Source organism: Nocardioides montaniterrae (genome assembly GCF_054782655.1).
Genome location: NZ_BAAGSB010000004.1, coordinates 176008 through 191298 on the forward strand (window position 1 = coordinate 176008; position 15291 = coordinate 191298).

Here is a 15291-nt window from a genome sequence, read left to right on the forward strand (position 1 = left end):
CTCAGCGCCGGGTGGCGAGGAAGTCGGCGATCCGGCCGATGCCCTCCTCGAGCATGTCCACGTCGGGCAGCGTGACCAGCCGGAAGTGGTCGGGGGCGAACCAGTTGAAGCCGGTGCCGTGGGTGACCAGGATCTTCTTGGCGCGCAGCAGGTCGATGACGAACTGCTGGTCGTCGTCGATCTGGTAGACCTCGGGGTCCAGGCGCGGGAAGCAGTAGAGCGCACCCTGCGGGCGGACCGAGGAGACGCCGGGGATCTCGTTGAGCAGCTTGTCGGCGAGCATGATCTGCTCGTAGAACCGGCCGCCGGGCACGATCAGCTCGTTGATCGACTGGTAGCCGCCGAGCGCGGTCTGGATCGCGTGCTGGGCGGGCACGTTGGCGCACATGCGCATGTTGGCGATGAGGGTCAGGCCCTCGAGGAAGTCGGTCGCGAGCTCCTTGGGACCCGAGATCATCACCCAGCCGGCGCGGTAGCCGCAGACGCGGTAGGCCTTGGACAGCCCGGAGAACGTCAGGCAGAGCACGTCGTCGCCCGCGGCGGCCGCCGCGTGGTGGTGCACCGCGTCGTCGAAGATGATCTTCTCGTAGATCTCGTCGGCCATCACGACGAGGTCGTGACGCCGCGCGATGTCGACCAGCTTGGTGACCATCTCCTTGGAGTAGACGGCACCGGTCGGGTTGTTCGGGTTGATGATCACCAGGGCGTGCGTGTTCTCGGTGATCTTGGCCTCGATGTCCTCGAGGTCCGGCATCCAGCCGTTCTCCTCGTCGCAGCGGTAGTGCACGGGCGTACCGCCGGACAGCGAGATCGCGCCCGTCCACAGCGGGTAGTCCGGCGCGGGCACGAGGATCTCGTTGCCGTCGTCGACGAACGCCTGGAGCACCATCGAGATGAGCTCGCTGACGCCGTTGCCGATGAAGACGTCGTCGACGTCGGTGCGGATCAGGCCGCGGGACTGGTAGTACTGCGCGACCGCGGTGCGGGCGGAGTAGATGCCGCGGGAGTCGGAGTAGCCCTGGGCGTTCGGCAGGTGGTGGATCATGTCGGCCAGCACGGCCTCGGGGGCCTCGAAGCCGAAGGGTGCGGTGTTGCCGATGTTGAGCTTGAGGATCTTGTGACCCTCGGCCTCGAGCTTCTGGGCCTCTTCGAGGATGGGTCCCCGGACGTCGTACCGGACGTTGGCCAGCTTCTTGCTCTGTCGGATCTTGCGCACAAGCCATTCTCGCACCTGCGCGCGAGGCCTACGATCCAGTTATGGCCCGTACGACGGTCCCGCTGACGCTCGATCTCTTCGCGCGCCTCGATCCGCCCTGCCGCTCGTGCGTCTTCTGGGAGCTCGACCCGGTACGCCGGGAGCGGCTCGAGGCGACCGAGGCGACGCCCGAGAAGGAGGCGTGGATCTCCGAGGTCCTGCGGGAGTGGGGCTCGTGCGGGCGGGTCCTGATGATCGACGGCGAGCCGCGCGGCTACATCGTCTACGCGCCGGCGGCGTACGTCCCGGGCGCGGGCGCCTTCCCGACCGCGCCCGTGTCCCAGGACGCCGTGCTGCTCACGACCGCATGGGTCGATCCGGCGTACGACGGCGTCGGCATGGGTCGCCTGCTCGTGCAGGGGATGGCGCGCGACCTGATCGGCCGGGGGGATCCGAGCATCCGCGCGGTCGAGGCCTTCGCGCGGGCCGGTCGGCGCAGCGGTGGCTGCGCGCTGCCCATGGAGTTCCTCGCGCGGGTCGGCTTCAAGACCCACCGCCCGCACCCCACCAACCCGCGGATGCGGATGGACCTGCGGTCGGTGCTGACCTGGCGCGACGAGCTCGGTGCGGCATGGGAGCGGCTGGTGCACGTCGTACGGCCGGTGGGCGCAAAAGCGCCGACGCCCGCCCATCGCGAACGATGAGCGGGCGCCGGGAGCACCGAGCCTGGTGTCAGGCGATGAACTCCTCGAGCTCCTTGAGGATCGCGGCCTTCGGGCGGGCACCGACGATGGTCTTGACGACCTCGCCACCGGAGTAGACGTTGATCGTCGGGATGCCGGTCACGCGGTAGGAGGCCGGGGTCACCGGGTTCTCGTCGACGTTCATCTTGAGGAAGGTGACCTTGTCGCCGTGCTGTCCGGCGATCTCGTCCAGGATCGGGGCGACCTGGCGGCACGGGCCGCACCACTCGGCCCAGAAGTCCACGAGGACGGGCTTGTCGGACTTGATGACCGTCGCGTCGAACTCGGCGTCGGTCACGGCGGAGATGTTGTCAGCCATGGTGGCTTCCTTCCAGAGGGAGGTGAACGGAACGTCTGGTGTGTTGAACCTACGCGGAGGCCGGGACATTCCCGGCGGCCGCGGTGGTGTGGGCGAGCTCGCCCAGGTAGCGCTCGGCGTCGAGCGCGGCGGCGCAGCCGCTGCCGGCGGCCGTGATGGCCTGGCGGTAGCGGTGGTCGACCAGGTCACCGGCCGCGAAGACGCCGGGGATGTTGGTCGCCGTGGAGCCGCCCTGGACCAGGACGTAGCCGTCGTCGTCGAGGTCGACCTGGCCGACCAGGAGCTCCGAGCGCGGCTCGTGGCCGATGGCGATGAACAGGCCGGTCGAGGGGATCTCGCGGGTCTCGCCGGTGACGGTGTCCTTCAGCGTGATGCCCTCGAGGGACTCCTCGCCGTTGATCGACTCGACCACGGAGTTCCACTCGATCTCGATCTTCGGGTCGGCGAACGCGCGCTCCTGCATGATCTTGGAGGCGCGCAGCTCGTCACGACGCACGATGAGGGAGACCTTGGTGCCGAAGCGCGAGAGGAAGGTGGCCTCCTCGACGGCGGAGTCGCCACCGCCGACGACCGCGATGTGCTGCTCGCGGAAGAAGAAGCCGTCGCAGGTGGCGCAGTAGGAGACGCCGCGTCCGGAGAGCTTCTCCTCGTTGGGGAGGTCGAGCTTCTTGTAGCCCGAGCCGGTGGCGAGGATGACGGCCTTGGCGGTGAAGGTGCCCTCGGCGGTCTTGACGACCTTGACGTCGCCGGTCAGGTCGACCTCGACCACGTCGTCGGCGATCAGCTCGGCGCCGAAGCGCTCGGCCTGGGCGCGCATCTCGTCCATCAGGGCCGGGCCCTGGATGCCGTCGCGGAAGCCCGGGAAGTTCTCGACCTCGGTGGTCTGCATGAGCGCGCCGCCGGCGGTGACCGAGCCCTCGAAGACCAGCGGGTTGAGCTGGGCGCGAGCGGCGTAGATGGCGGCGGTGTAGCCGGACGGGCCCGAGCCGATCACGATCACTTCGCGGGTCTGCTGGTCGGTCATCGGGTCCTCCGTGTCAGGTGCGCCGCATCGATCTCGGGCGGCAGGTCATGGCAACAACGACGATCGTAGGTCGCCGCATTCCCCGGGGTGCGGAGGGTCTCAGTGTGGCTGCCGGTGCTGGTCTCAGTGGGGCGGCGGGAGGGTGACCGAGCCGAGGACCTGGCCCGTCCCGCACTGCAGCACCTCGGCGACCTGGGTGGAGGCGGTGGGTGCCCGGAAGGCGGCCACGGCCGGTGCTCCGGCGTACCTCACGGCGAGGAGCTGGCCCTTGCCGTACGCCGCCGGCGCACACGTGAAGCCACGCGGCGCCCGCAGGCGGGCGGTGTCGTAGCGCGCCGCGGGGCCGAGCCGGCGCCGCAGGTCGAGCAGGCCGCTGCGCAGGTCGCGCCGGCCCAGGACGGGAACGCCGCGGGCGGCCATGTCGTCCTCGGCCCTGCCGGAGCCGAGGGTGGTCGCCCCCGGTTGCTGGACGCTGCTGACCTGGGGTCCGGCAGTCGTTGCGCTGGTCCGGTCGGCAGGCGCGCCGGCGCTGGGTTGGTCGGGGTCGTGGCCGAGGAGGGGTACGCCGACCGCGAGCGCGGCCACGGCAGCGGCCGCCACGAACAGGGTGGAGATCGCGCGCCGGCGCCGCCGCGCGGCGAGGTCGACCGGGGTCTCGACAGGCTCGACCACCGGAGCAGGCTCGACCACCGGAGCAGGCTCGACCGCGGGGTCGGCCGACGAGCGCTCCGCGACGAGGTCTGCCAGCGTCGCGTCGAGCCGGCCGGCCACGTCGGCGGGCAGCTCGGGTGCGTCCACCGACGCCAGGAGACGGCGTACGGCGGCCTCGTGGTCGGGGGAGAGCGGTGAGTCGGTCACGGGATGCCTTCGGGCAGGGGTCGGGTCAGTCGGGGACGAGCGGCGTGGCGGGTGGGCCGCGCGGGCTCCCTGATCCGACGTCAGGCGGGTTCGACGGGTTCCCGTGCGGTTCGCCGACGGGGGCGGCCTCGTCGACGTCGAGCAGGTCCCGGAGCAGCACCGCGAGCCGCGCGCGGCCTCGCGAGCACCGGCTCTTCACCGTCCCGACCGCGCAGTCGAGCATCTCGGCCACCTCGGCGACCGGGTAGCCCTCCATGTCGACCAGCACCACGGCGGCCCGTTGCTCGGCCGGGAGCCGCTGGAGCGCGGTCATCACGGCGGCCGCCCGCTCCCGGCGTACGTTCAGCTCGGCGGGGTCGGCGGCCTCGTCGGTGCGCAGGGTGCGGCGGTCGGTCTCGTCGACGTCGTCGGGCAGGGCGTCGGTACGCCGGCTCGCGCGCCGGCGCAGCTGGTCCAGGCATGCGTTGACGACGACCCGGTGCAGCCAGGTGGTGACCTGGGCGTCGCCGCGGAAGGATGCGGCCCGGCGGAACGCGGCGATCATGGCGTCCTGGAGGCCGTCGGCGGCTACCTCGGCGTCGCCGGTGGTGCGGAGAGCGAGGGCCCAGAGCCGATCGCGGTGGCGTGCGAAGAGCTCGCCGAAGGCCTCGGGGTCGCCGGCGACGTGGGCGGCGAGCAGCTCCGCGTCATCGCGCATGGACGGTGACCTCGGTGAGGGTGGCGCGGAAGCCGTCCGAGACGTGCGGCAGCCCGGTCAGCCAGATCAGGGCGTAGCGACCGGTAGTGCTGGAGCTGTCGGTGGCCGGGGTGAGCCGGAGGGTGCCGCCCGAGGAGGTCGCGTGGGCGGCCGGCGCTCCGGTCGGCGCGCCCGTCGGCTTCTCGGCGCTGAGGTAGAGCGAGGCCGCGGTCGGGTCGCCGATCAGCTGGACCTGCACGTCGGCGACGGTCCGCGTCGAGCCGAGGTCGAGCAGGATCCCGACCCCCGTCTTGAGGCCGTGCGGGCCGAGCTGCTGGGCGTACGTCGAGGTGTTCCACGTGGTCGCGCGGTTGCCGTCGAGCAGTGCGGCGACGTCCTCGGGGTTCTCCTCGCCGTCACCGAGCGGGTCGAAGGAGGTCGCCTTCAGGCCGGTCACGGTGCCGGCGGCGGCGGAGTGGGTCGCCTTCGGCTTGTGGTCGGGCACGCTGCCCAGCGGCGTGCGCCCACGACCGAGGTTGAAGGCGATCACGATCGCGAACAGCAGGAGCATGGCGACCAGCACGCTCATCGCGAGCCGCAGCCAGCTGCGTCCCGGCACCTCGTCGGCGTCCGCGGACTCGGCGCGCGCGAGCTCGGCGTCGTGGTCCCAGGGCCAGAACCCGGTGATCTCACCGGTCGGGAACGACCGGTCCAGCGGGTGGTCCCGATCGGCCAGGCCGACGGTCGTGGGCGTGGGTACGTCGGTCCGAGGCCGGCGTACGGGGGCGCCGTCCGGCGGGTCGGGCGCGAACAGGGGCCGCTCCGGCGGCTCCTCGAACGGGGGCGGCGGCGGTGGCGGGGTGCTGCGCGCTCGCAGCCACTCGACGTCGCCGTCGTCCCCGAACACCGGGAGGCCGGCCTCCGTGGGCAGCTCGGTCACCAGGGGGATGGAGTCGTCGGGCTCGCGGGTCTCGGGCGCAGCCTCGTCGGCGGCCGCGGGCTCGGGGTCAGGGTCGGGCTCGGGCTCGACCACCGGCGGCTCGGGATCGGGGTCGACGTCGTGGACCATCGGATCGGAGACGGCCGGGAGGTCGACGGGCCGGATCTGGTTGATCGGCAGCACGGAGGCGGCGAGGGCCGCCGGCAGGCCGCTCGGGTCACCGACGAAGTCCAGCAGCGCCGTGCTGATGGCGTGGGCGTTGGCGACGTCGATCTGGGTGGTCAGGGGTGAGCGCAGCAACCCGCGCCGCCGGTGGCGCGCCGGGTCGGTCGCCTCGGAGATCGCCCGCCAGAGGTCGTCGAGCTGCTTGGGTACGCCGGCGCGCACCTGCCGCGGCGAGAGCATCATGCCCTCCGGGGTGCGGGGAGCGGCCGGGACCAGCGAGCTCGACGGTCCGGGCCAGGCGCCCGTCAGCGAGGCGTGCAGCAGGCCGCCGAGATCACCGAGGTCGGTGGTGAAGCGATCGCCGGGCAGGCCGTGGAGGGCGGCGTCGACGCAGAGACCGATCAGCCGGACCGACCCGAACCGGTCGATGAGCACGTTCTCCGGGTTGAGCCGGCCGTGGGCCACCCCGACGGTGTGCGCCTGCTGGACGGCCCCGGCGACGTCGGCGACGAGCCACGCGCTGCGGCGCGGTCCGAGGGGGCCGTGGTTGGCCAGCAGCAGGTCGAGGGAGGTACCGGTGCCCCACTCGTTGACGACGTAGCACTTGCCGTCCTCGGTCTCGGCGTCGAGCACGCGCAGGATCCGCGGGTCGAGCACCATCGCCGAGGCACGGGCGGCATCGATCAGCCCGGGGGCGCGCGGGTCGTCCTCGGCGATGACGTGCAGGGCGACGTACCGCTCGAGCACGCGGTCGTGGGCACGCCAGAACCGCCCGCCGCCACTCTCGCTGAGGAGATCGATCAAGCGATAGCGACCGGCGAGGACCTCCCCGGGCCGGGTCGACAGCGCCACGGGCCCATCCTATGCAGGTGGCGTCCCGCCGACCGCGTCAGCGCGCGAGCCGGCGGCCGACCTGCTCGGCGACATCGGTGATCTCGGTCAGCCGGAACGGACGAGCCAGCCACAGCAGCATCACGCCGAGCGCGAGCCCGTCGACCAGCAGCTCGACCGCGGCCCACTCCCAGCCGGGGTGGGCGGTGATCTCGGCGACGGTGTCCGTGAAGACGCCGTCGATCGCCCACATCACGCCGACCGAGAGGAGGGTGGCGACCACGAGGCGTACGACGAAGCCGCGCATCCGCGCCGAGCGACGTACGCCGAGCTCGCGGCGCAGCACCACGCCGGACACGACCGAGCCGACGGCGTACGCGACGGTGTAGGCGAGGACGAGGACCGGGGCCGTGTCCCACGGATCGACCCGATGGACGAGTGCGACGGCGACGGCGACGTTCACGACCGCGATGACGCACTGGATGTAGAAGACCGTCCGGTTGCGCTGCAGGGAGTAGAAGCCGCGCAGGTTGAGGTAGTGGATCGTCATGAACAGCATGCCGGCGCCGAAGAGGGCGACCGGAGCCTCGTAGCGGTGGAAGACCTCGGCGGTGGCGCCGTGGCCCCACATCACGTGGGCCAGCGGCAGCGCGATGATCGGCAGAGAGAGTCCGAACGGGACGACCACGGAGAGAGCGGTGCGCTTGGTGGAGGCGAGCGTGGCGCCGACGGCGGCCAGGTCGCCGGCCTCGGCGGCGCGTGACATCCGCGGCAGGATCGCGGTCGCCAGCGAGACGGTGATGATCGAGTGGGGGACCATCACGATCAGCAAGGCATTGGAGTAGATGGTGATACCGGTGCCGTCGTGGGCCGCCGCCGTTCCGCCGGTGCCCAGTCGTGTCACGATGACGTAGGCGATCTGGTTGACGATCACGAACAGCACGGTCCACACGCCCAGGCGCATGGTCTGGCCGAGGCCGGTCCCGCGCCAGTCGAAGCGCGGCCGGATCCGGACGCCCGCCCTGCGCAGGTAGGGCAGCAGGATCAGCAGCTGCGCGACGATCCCGAGGGTCGAGCCGAGGCCGAGCAGCAGCTCCTCGCCGCTGCCGAAGCCGCCGACCTGCTCGCTGGCGCTGGCGGCGCCGAAGTGCGCGAGGTAGGCGACCAGCACGGCGATCGAGATGACGTTGTTGGCGATCGGCGCCCACATCATCGGCCCGAACCGGCCGCGCGCGTTGAGGATCTGCCCGACCAGCACGAACATGCCGTAGAAGAAGACCTGCGGCAGGCAGTAGCGGGCGAAGTCGATCGCCGAGTCGCGCTCGGCCTCCATGCCGGGCTCGAAGAACTGACCCGAGAGCAGCACCCGCATCACCAACGGTGCTGCCACCACGAGCAGCACCGTGACGACGGTCAGGAAGCACATCGCCAGGGTGACGATGCGGTCGACGTACGCCGAACCGCCGTCGGCGTCGTTCTTCATGGCACGCACGAGCTGGGGCACGAGCACGGCGTTGAAGACACCGCCGGCCAGCAGGATGTAGAGCATGTTCGGCACGGTGTTGGCCACCGTGAAGATGTCCGCGTGCACGCTGGCGCCGAGCGCCGCGGCGAGGAGGGCCGAGCGCAGGAAGCCGCTCACGCGCGAGAAGGCGGTGCCGGCGGCCATGATCGCGCTGCTCCCGAGCACGCTCGACCCGCCGGTGGCCTCCGGGAGGCTCTCCGCGCTCACGCTGCCCCACCGGCGGAGCGCTTGCCGAGCCGGCGGCGGAGCCGGATCACGATGGCCGCGAAGAGGATGCCGGCACCGGTCCCGAGGATCGCCCAGATGACGATGCCGACCGAGCCGGTGCGGATCGGCACGGTCACGACGGAGCCGATCGGGCGGCCGGAGCCGTCGGTGAGCTCGAGGCGCACGTTGCGTACGCCGGCACGCGAGGTGTGCACGTCGAGGCGGACCGAGGCGCGGGAGTGGGCGGCGAGCGCGACGGGATCGACCTTCTCGACGCGGGCGCCATCGGCCTCGGCCGCGATGTGCACGGTCACGGGCACGTCGAGGTCGTTCGTGACGGTGACGGAGAAGCTTCCCTCGGCGCTGGAGAGGGTGACGCCGGGCGGCGCGCTGAGCGTGATGGACCCGAGCGTGTCGAGGATCCAGGCGCGCGAGCGGGTCAGGCGTGCCGCGGCGGAGGGGTCGGTGCGCAGGGAGTACGACGTCCCGGCCAGCGCCTCGCGGACGACGTCGGTCCGCACGTGGGCGTTCGCGGCGGCCGAGTGGGGGGCGGTGACGACCGACTGCAGCAGGTCGCCGGTGTCGATCAGCTGGCTGGCCTCGGTCTGGGCGAGGGCGGCGTACTGGTCCGCCACGCTCGCGTGCCGGGCCTTGAGCCGGCCGGCGTCGACGGCGGGACCGGCGCTGTCGATGACCGAGCCCAGGTCGGTGAGCCGCAGCCAGGTCTGGCTCAGGCCGCTCCAGAACTGGTCGGCGCCGCCGGCGCCCATCTGTGCGGGCAGCTGGACGACGAGCGGCGTGGTGTCGCCGGAGACCAGCCGGATCGCCGCCTCGCTGAGGATCCGCTGGCGGACCGCGATCGAGGAGAAGCGGTCACCGGGCTCGGGGCCGCCGGCCGCGGCGCCCGAGGACGTCGGGACGAGCGGGTGCGTGCCGACGGTGCCGGGCTTCGTCGCGCGGGGCAGCTCGTCGTCAGCGAGCAGGGCGACGCTGCGGTCCTTGATCGTCGCGAGCCCGGCGGGGTCGACGTACCCGTCGGGGCCGGCGATCGCGCGCCGCGACGGCAGCTTCCACTCGTCGAGGAGACCGGACTGGGCGCGCGCCGCGCGGTAGAGCGGGGCGGTGTCGTCGGAGGCCAGGATCTGCGGGTCGCCGTACGGGAGGGTCATCAGCCGGCCGTCGGACAGGGTGCGGTGGGCGTCGTCGAGCCAGGTGTTCGCAGCCGCCGCGACCGGGTCGTCGGTGGTGTCGTCGTCCGCCGGCGTCGCGCTGGCCGACGCGGACGCCGAGGGCTGCTGGCCGGGAGCGGCGACGAGGCGGGTCGGGTTCCCCTCACCGAGCTGGTGGACGACGTCGAGCACGGCGGGGTCCACCAGCCAGGTCATGGGCAGGCCTCCGGCCGCCTGGCCGATGCTCAATGTCTTGCTGAGCGTGCCGTCGGGGCCGAGCGCGGCCAGCCACGTCTGGGGTTCGGCCACGCGCCCGTCGCGGTAGTGCCGGATCTGCGCCCGCAGGGGTACGACGATCGCGGTCGGCAGGACGGCCCGGTGGCCGTTCACGGCGTACCCGGCGGGGATGTAGGGGAGGTAGGTGCGGGCCCGGCCGTCGGCGATCAGGTCGCGCTCGGTGGTGCTGCTGGCGCCGATCGCCTGGACCCCGAACCAGTACACGCCCGGCTGCGGGCTGGCGATGTTGTCGCGCAGGACCTTCTGGGGGACGGTCAGCTGGAACGACAGCGTCTGGCCCGGCGCGATGGTGGAGAGCGTCTGCTGGACGTTGGCGTCGGTGATGCGCTCGCCGACCGGGCTGGTCGGGTCGGCGCTGGCGCCCTCGGCCAGCTCGGTGGCGCTGCGCATCTCGGGCGAGCACGTCGAGGCGGCGACGCAGCTGTCCTTGTCGACGTACGGGTAGAGCTTGACGTCGGTCCACGGGACGGAGTCGGTGTTGGTGACCGTGCCGCTGACGACGATCGGCCCGCTGCGGGGCAGGACGCCCGGGGTCAGGTCGGAGATGACGATCTGGAGCGGGGCGTCCGGGTCGGGGGCGCGACGCGGATGGGTGGCGTGGGCGGCGGGAAGGGTCACCGAGGACAGCACGGCGCAACCGAGCAAGCCGGCCGCGGCGCGCGACACCCACCTGCCTGAAGCCACCCCCCAACCGTAGTCGGGTGATCTGGCGAACAGCTGCAGGGCAGGCCGGGGGAGCGCGCCCGACGTGCCGGACCGCGCGATTACTAGACTCACGCCCCGTGAGTGACGCCGACCTGCCCGTGCCCGGGGAGCCGCTGCGCCTGGTCGACGTCCAGGCCGCCGTGACCGCCGAGCTGGACCGGATCGGTCCGGTCGTCGACGAGCTCGGCGAGCTGTTCGCGCGAGCGGGCCACGAGCTCGCCCTGGTCGGCGGCCCCGTCCGGGACGCGATGCTCGGACGCCGCTCGAACGACCTCGACTTCACCACGTCCGCGCGCCCGGACGTCACCGACAAGATCCTGCGCAGGTGGGGCGACGCGTGGTGGGACATGGGCCGCGACTTCGGCACGATCGGCTGCCGCAAGGGCGAGTGGGTCGTCGAGGTGACGACGTACCGCTCGGAGGCGTACGACGCCGACAGCCGCAAGCCCGAGGTCGAGTACGGCGACAGCCTCACCGGTGACCTCGGTCGCCGCGACTTCTCCGTCAACGCGATGGCCGTGCGGCTGCCCGGCCGCGAGATCGTCGACCCGTTCGGTGGGGTCGTCGACCTCGCGCACCGCGTGATCCGTACGCCGGGCACGGCCGAGCGGTCGTTCTCCGACGACCCGCTGCGGATGATGCGCGCCGCTCGCTTCGCCGCGCAGCTCGGCTTCACCGTCGACCCGGGCGTGGTCCGTGCCATGACCGAGATGGCCGGCCGGATCGAGATCATCTCGGCCGAGCGCGTGCGCGACGAGCTGGTCAAGCTGATCTGCGCGCCGTACCCGCGGCTGGGCCTGGAGCTCCTGGTCGGGACCGGCCTGGCCGAGCACGTCCTCCCCGAGCTGCCCGCGCTCAAGCTCGAGCGCGACGAGCACCACTCCCACAAGGACGTCTACGACCACACCCTGACCGTCCTCGAGCAGGCGATCGACCTGGAGCGCGAGCGCGGGCACGAGCCGGACTTCGTCTCCCGGTTCGCAGCCCTCATGCACGACGTCGGCAAGCCGCGTACCCGCCGCTTCGAGGCCGACGGCAAGGTCAGCTTCCACCACCACGACGTGGTCGGCGCCAAGATCACCCGCAAGCGGATGAAGGCGCTGAAGTTCAGCAACGACCAGGTCGACCAGGTCGGCCGCCTCGTCGAGCTGCACCTGCGCTTCCACGGCTACGGCACCGGTGAGTGGACCGACTCCGCCGTACGCCGCTACGTCCGTGATGCGGGTGACGAGCTCGAGCGCCTCCACATCCTCACCCGGGCCGACTGCACGACCCGCAACAAGCGCAAGGCCGAGCGCCTGGCCCGGACGTACGACGACCTGGAGGCCCGGATCGAGCGCCTGGCCGGCGAGGAGGAGCTCGCGGCCATCCGCCCGGACCTCAACGGCGACCAGATCATGGCGATCCTCGGCATCGGGCCGGGCCGGGAGGTCGGCGAGGCCTACCGCTTCCTGCTCGAGCTGCGCCTGGACAACGGACCGATGAGCGAGGCCGCCGCCACCGCCGCCCTCCAGGAGTGGTGGGCCGGCCGCGGCTGACCGTCGCTAGCGTGTGCGTCATGTCCTACGACGCCAAGCCCCTCGAAGCTGAGATCGACATCGCCGCCACGCCCGCCCAGGTCTGGGCCATGGTCTCCGACCTGCCGCGGATGGCGAGCTGGAGCCCGCAGGTCGTCAAGACCGTCGTTCGCGGCGGGGCCGTGGTGCCCGGTGCGCGGATGATCAACGTCAACCGCAGCGGCTGGAAGCGGTGGCCCACCGTCGCCAAGGTCACCGTCGTCGAGCCGGAGCGGGAGATCGCCTTCCGGGTCGCCGACAACTGGCTGCACTGGGCCTTCGAGCTCAGCCCGACCGCCGACGGCGGCACCCACGTCCGCCACACGCGTACGGCGCCCGACGGCCTCTCGCCCATCTCGGCCTGGTCCCAGAAGCTCGCCATGGGTGGGCAGGAGAAGTTCGACGAGGAGATCCTCGCCGGCATGAGCACCACGCTGGTCCGCCTCAAGGCCGAGGCCGAGGCGTAGGACCCGCGACCACCGACACGGCAAGAGGGTCGGTCTCCCGGTGGGAGACCGACCCTCTCGTCGTACGTGGCTAGCTCACTGAGCGGCCGGCGGGGCCGGCGGCGGGGGCGGCGGGGTGTTGCCGCCCTGCGCCTGGAGGCTCTTCAGGCCGGCCATCGCGTTGCCGGCCTTGAACGCGGCGAACGCGGTGACGCCCAGGGCGATGAGGGCGACGATGCCGATGTACATGCCCCAGCCGGGCGACGCGGAGATGCCGAACACCTCGGGCGGGTCGCCGGCACCGGCGAACCGCATGATCACGAAGAGGACGCCGCAGAGCAGGGTGGCGGCCGCGAGGCCGACGGTGATCAGGTCGGCCTTGGCGTCGTCGAGCGGCAGCACTCCGGCGACACGGACCGCCTGGTAGGCGATGAGGAGCAGCGCCAGGACGAAGACCACGGGTCCGAAGTTGTGCCAGCCGTTCTGGTTGGCCGAACCGAGGCCGTCCGCGCTGGCGTGGTACCACGGCAGGAAGCTCGAGATCAGCAGCAGCGCAGCTGAGCCGATCACGCCGAAGCGTGCGATCAGGGGATTGTTCATGGTGGATCCGCTCCCAGAGTTGGTCGCCATCCCTCGACAGCGATTCAGCCACTCAACTGCCCCGTTCCGAGCGGTGTCAACCCTCCTGCGGCCCAGCGACGTGGAGCGGATGCGCGAAGGGCCGGCCTCCCTGCTGGGAGACCGGCCCTTCGGTCGGTTTCGACACGCCGCTCGCTAGCGCTCGCGGCTACTCAACCGACGATGATCACTCGCCCTTGATGAACGCCTCGAGCTGCTGGCGACCGAGGGTGTCCTCGATCTGGACCGGCGGGCTCTTCATGAGGTACGCCGACGCGGGCAGGATCGGGCCACCGTGGCCGCGGTCCTTGGCGATCTTGGCGGCACGGACGGCGTCGATGATGACACCGGCCGAGTTCGGGGAGTCCCACACCTCGAGCTTGTACTCGAGGTTCAGCGGGACGTCACCGAAGGCGCGACCCTCGAGGCGGACGTAGGCCCACTTGCGGTCGTCGAGCCACGCGACGTAGTCGGACGGGCCGATGTGGACGTTCTTGCTGTCGACCAGGCCGGCCAGCGGGCCGGTCAGGTTGGAGGTGACGGCCTGGGTCTTGGAGACCTTCTTGGACTCCAGGCGCTCACGCTCGAGCATGTTCTTGAAGTCCATGTTGCCGCCGACGTTCAGCTGGTACGTGCGGTCCAGGATGACGCCGCGGTCCTCGAACAGCTTGGCCATCACGCGGTGCGTGATGGTCGCGCCGACCTGGGACTTGATGTCGTCGCCGACGATCGGGACGCCGGCGTCCTCGAACTTCTTGGCCCAGACCGGGTCGGAGGCGATGAAGACGGGGAGGGCGTTGACGAAGGCCACGCCGGCGTCGATCGCGCACTGGGCGTAGAACTTGTCGGCCTCCTCCGAGCCCACCGGGAGGTAGGAGACGAGGACGTCGACCTGGGCGTCCTTGAGCGCCTGGACGACGTCGACCGCCTCGGCGGGCGACTCGTCGATGGTCATCCGGTAGTACTTGCCCAGACCGTCCAGGGTCGGTCCACGCAGGACCTCCACACCCAGGGTCGGGACCTCGCAGATCGCGATGGTGTTGTTCTGGGAGGCGTTGATGGCCTCGGACAGGTCCTTGCCGACCTTCAGGTCGTCGACGTCGAACGCGGCGACGAACTCCACGTCGCTGACGTGGTAGTCGCCCATCTGCACGTGCATCAGACCAGGAACCGTGCCGTTGGGGTCGGCGTCCTTGTAGTACTCGACGCCCTGGATGAGGGACGTGGCGCAGTTGCCGACGCCCGCAATTGCTACGCGAACCGAACCCATGGGGATTCCTTCCTTACTTACTTTTCTGTGGTGGTGGCGGACGTGGTGCCCGCACCACGCTCGGCATTGATCAGCTCAGAGAGCCAGCGGACCTCGCGTTCGACCGATTCGACACCGTGCCTCTGCAGCTCGGTGGCGTAGCGGTCGACCTCCTTCTGCGTCATCGCCAGCTCGCGCTGGACCCGATCGAGACGCTCCTGGAGGCGTGAGCGACGGCCCTCGAGCACACGCAGCCGAATCTCCATGTCCGTGGAGGAGAAGAACCGGAAGCGGATGTCGAAGTTGTCGTCCTCCCACGCAGCGGGACCGACCTCGGACATGAGGCGGGAGAACTCCGCCCGCCCGGAGTCGGTCAGCTGGTAGGTGATGCGCTGGCGCCGCGAGGAGGGAACGGCGCTGGCGCCGACCTCCTCGAGAAGGTTGCTGCGAAGCATCTTCTTCAGCGCCGGGTAGAGAGAGCCGTAGGACAGCAGTCGACCCCAGCCCAGCATCAGGTTGAGCCGCTTGCGCAGCTCGTAGCCATGCATGGGTCCCTCGTGCAGCAGTCCGAGGACCGCCAGCTCGATGGTGTCGCCGCGCCTAGCCATGCGACCTATCGTATCGATATATCCGGGAAACGGGAACTTTCGATGGATCGGGAGTGTCCCGGAGGTGGCGGGCAGGCGCGCGCGGCCCGCTCGTGGCCCGAGGAGGATGAGACGTGTCCTGGCGCCCCTGCGTACGCTGAGGGCCGTGGTTGCACCTTGT

14 protein-coding genes are annotated in these 15291 nt (G+C 71.3%); 3 read left to right on the forward strand and 11 right to left on the reverse strand.

All coding sequences use genetic code 11. The annotated features are described in order from the left end of the window. Position 1: 1 nt before the first annotated feature. Positions 2–1216, reverse strand: coding sequence for a pyridoxal phosphate-dependent aminotransferase (locus tag ACYVJ3_RS08795; RefSeq protein ID WP_460852504.1), 1215 nt, complete (start codon positions 1214–1216; stop codon positions 2–4). 41 nt (positions 1217–1257) lie between these two features. Here ACYVJ3_RS08795 and ACYVJ3_RS08800 point away from each other — a divergent pair, with 41 nt between their 5' ends. Continuing rightward, on the forward strand, positions 1258–1899 hold the full coding sequence (locus ACYVJ3_RS08800) for a GNAT family N-acetyltransferase (protein WP_460852506.1): 642 nt from the start codon (positions 1258–1260) through the stop codon (positions 1897–1899). Between the two features lie 28 nt (positions 1900–1927). Here ACYVJ3_RS08800 and trxA read toward each other — a convergent pair whose 3' ends face one another. The 7 genes from trxA to ACYVJ3_RS08835 form a co-directional block, all read right to left on the reverse strand. Further along, positions 1928–2257 (reverse strand): thioredoxin, encoded by a 330-nt coding sequence (gene trxA, locus ACYVJ3_RS08805; RefSeq protein WP_460852508.1) that lies wholly within the window; start codon positions 2255–2257, stop codon positions 1928–1930. A 49-nt stretch (positions 2258–2306) separates the two neighbouring features. Continuing rightward, positions 2307–3281 carry a thioredoxin-disulfide reductase gene (gene trxB, locus ACYVJ3_RS08810; RefSeq protein ID WP_460852509.1) on the reverse strand — a complete coding sequence of 325 codons (975 nt, stop codon included), beginning with the start codon at positions 3279–3281 and terminating at the stop codon, positions 2307–2309. Between the two features lie 123 nt (positions 3282–3404). After that, entirely contained in the window at positions 3405–4139 is a 735-nt protein-coding gene (locus tag ACYVJ3_RS08815) for a hypothetical protein (protein WP_460852510.1), read from the reverse strand. A gap of 25 nt (positions 4140–4164) precedes the next feature. After that, the gene (gene sigM, locus ACYVJ3_RS08820; RefSeq protein ID WP_460852511.1) at positions 4165–4836 is read right to left on the reverse strand and encodes an RNA polymerase sigma factor SigM; all 672 of its coding nucleotides are present in this window, start codon (positions 4834–4836) and stop codon (positions 4165–4167) included. Then, positions 4826–6772 carry a protein kinase family protein gene (locus ACYVJ3_RS08825; protein WP_460852512.1) on the reverse strand — a complete coding sequence of 649 codons (1947 nt, stop codon included), beginning with the start codon at positions 6770–6772 and terminating at the stop codon, positions 4826–4828. Before ACYVJ3_RS08825 ends, sigM begins: the two co-directional genes overlap by 11 nt. 37 nt (positions 6773–6809) lie before the next feature. After that, the gene (gene murJ, locus ACYVJ3_RS08830) at positions 6810–8483 is read right to left on the reverse strand and encodes a murein biosynthesis integral membrane protein MurJ (RefSeq protein WP_460852513.1); all 1674 of its coding nucleotides are present in this window, start codon (positions 8481–8483) and stop codon (positions 6810–6812) included. Further along, complete coding sequence (locus tag ACYVJ3_RS08835; protein ID WP_460852514.1) at positions 8480–10633, reverse strand: DUF6049 family protein; 2154 nt, start codon at positions 10631–10633, stop codon at positions 8480–8482. The genes murJ and ACYVJ3_RS08835 overlap by 4 nt, the downstream gene beginning before the upstream one ends. 134 nt (positions 10634–10767) lie before the next feature. Here ACYVJ3_RS08835 and ACYVJ3_RS08840 point away from each other — a divergent pair, with 134 nt between their 5' ends. Continuing rightward, positions 10768–12192 (forward strand): CCA tRNA nucleotidyltransferase, encoded by a 1425-nt coding sequence (locus ACYVJ3_RS08840; protein ID WP_460852727.1) that lies wholly within the window; start codon positions 10768–10770, stop codon positions 12190–12192. A gap of 20 nt (positions 12193–12212) precedes the next feature. Then, positions 12213–12677 (forward strand): SRPBCC family protein, encoded by a 465-nt coding sequence (locus ACYVJ3_RS08845; RefSeq protein ID WP_460852515.1) that lies wholly within the window; start codon positions 12213–12215, stop codon positions 12675–12677. A 75-nt stretch (positions 12678–12752) separates the two neighbouring features. On the opposite strand, the gene ACYVJ3_RS08850 is transcribed toward ACYVJ3_RS08845, so the two are convergent. From ACYVJ3_RS08850 to ACYVJ3_RS08860, 3 genes are all read right to left on the reverse strand, one after another. After that, entirely contained in the window at positions 12753–13256 is a 504-nt protein-coding gene (locus ACYVJ3_RS08850; RefSeq protein ID WP_460852516.1) for a hypothetical protein, read from the reverse strand. 205 nt (positions 13257–13461) lie between these two features. Beyond that, entirely contained in the window at positions 13462–14544 is a 1083-nt protein-coding gene (locus ACYVJ3_RS08855; protein ID WP_460852517.1) for an inositol-3-phosphate synthase, read from the reverse strand. A gap of 17 nt (positions 14545–14561) precedes the next feature. Beyond that, positions 14562–15131 (reverse strand): PadR family transcriptional regulator, encoded by a 570-nt coding sequence (locus ACYVJ3_RS08860; protein ID WP_460852518.1) that lies wholly within the window; start codon positions 15129–15131, stop codon positions 14562–14564. Positions 15132–15291: the final 160 nt, after the last annotated feature.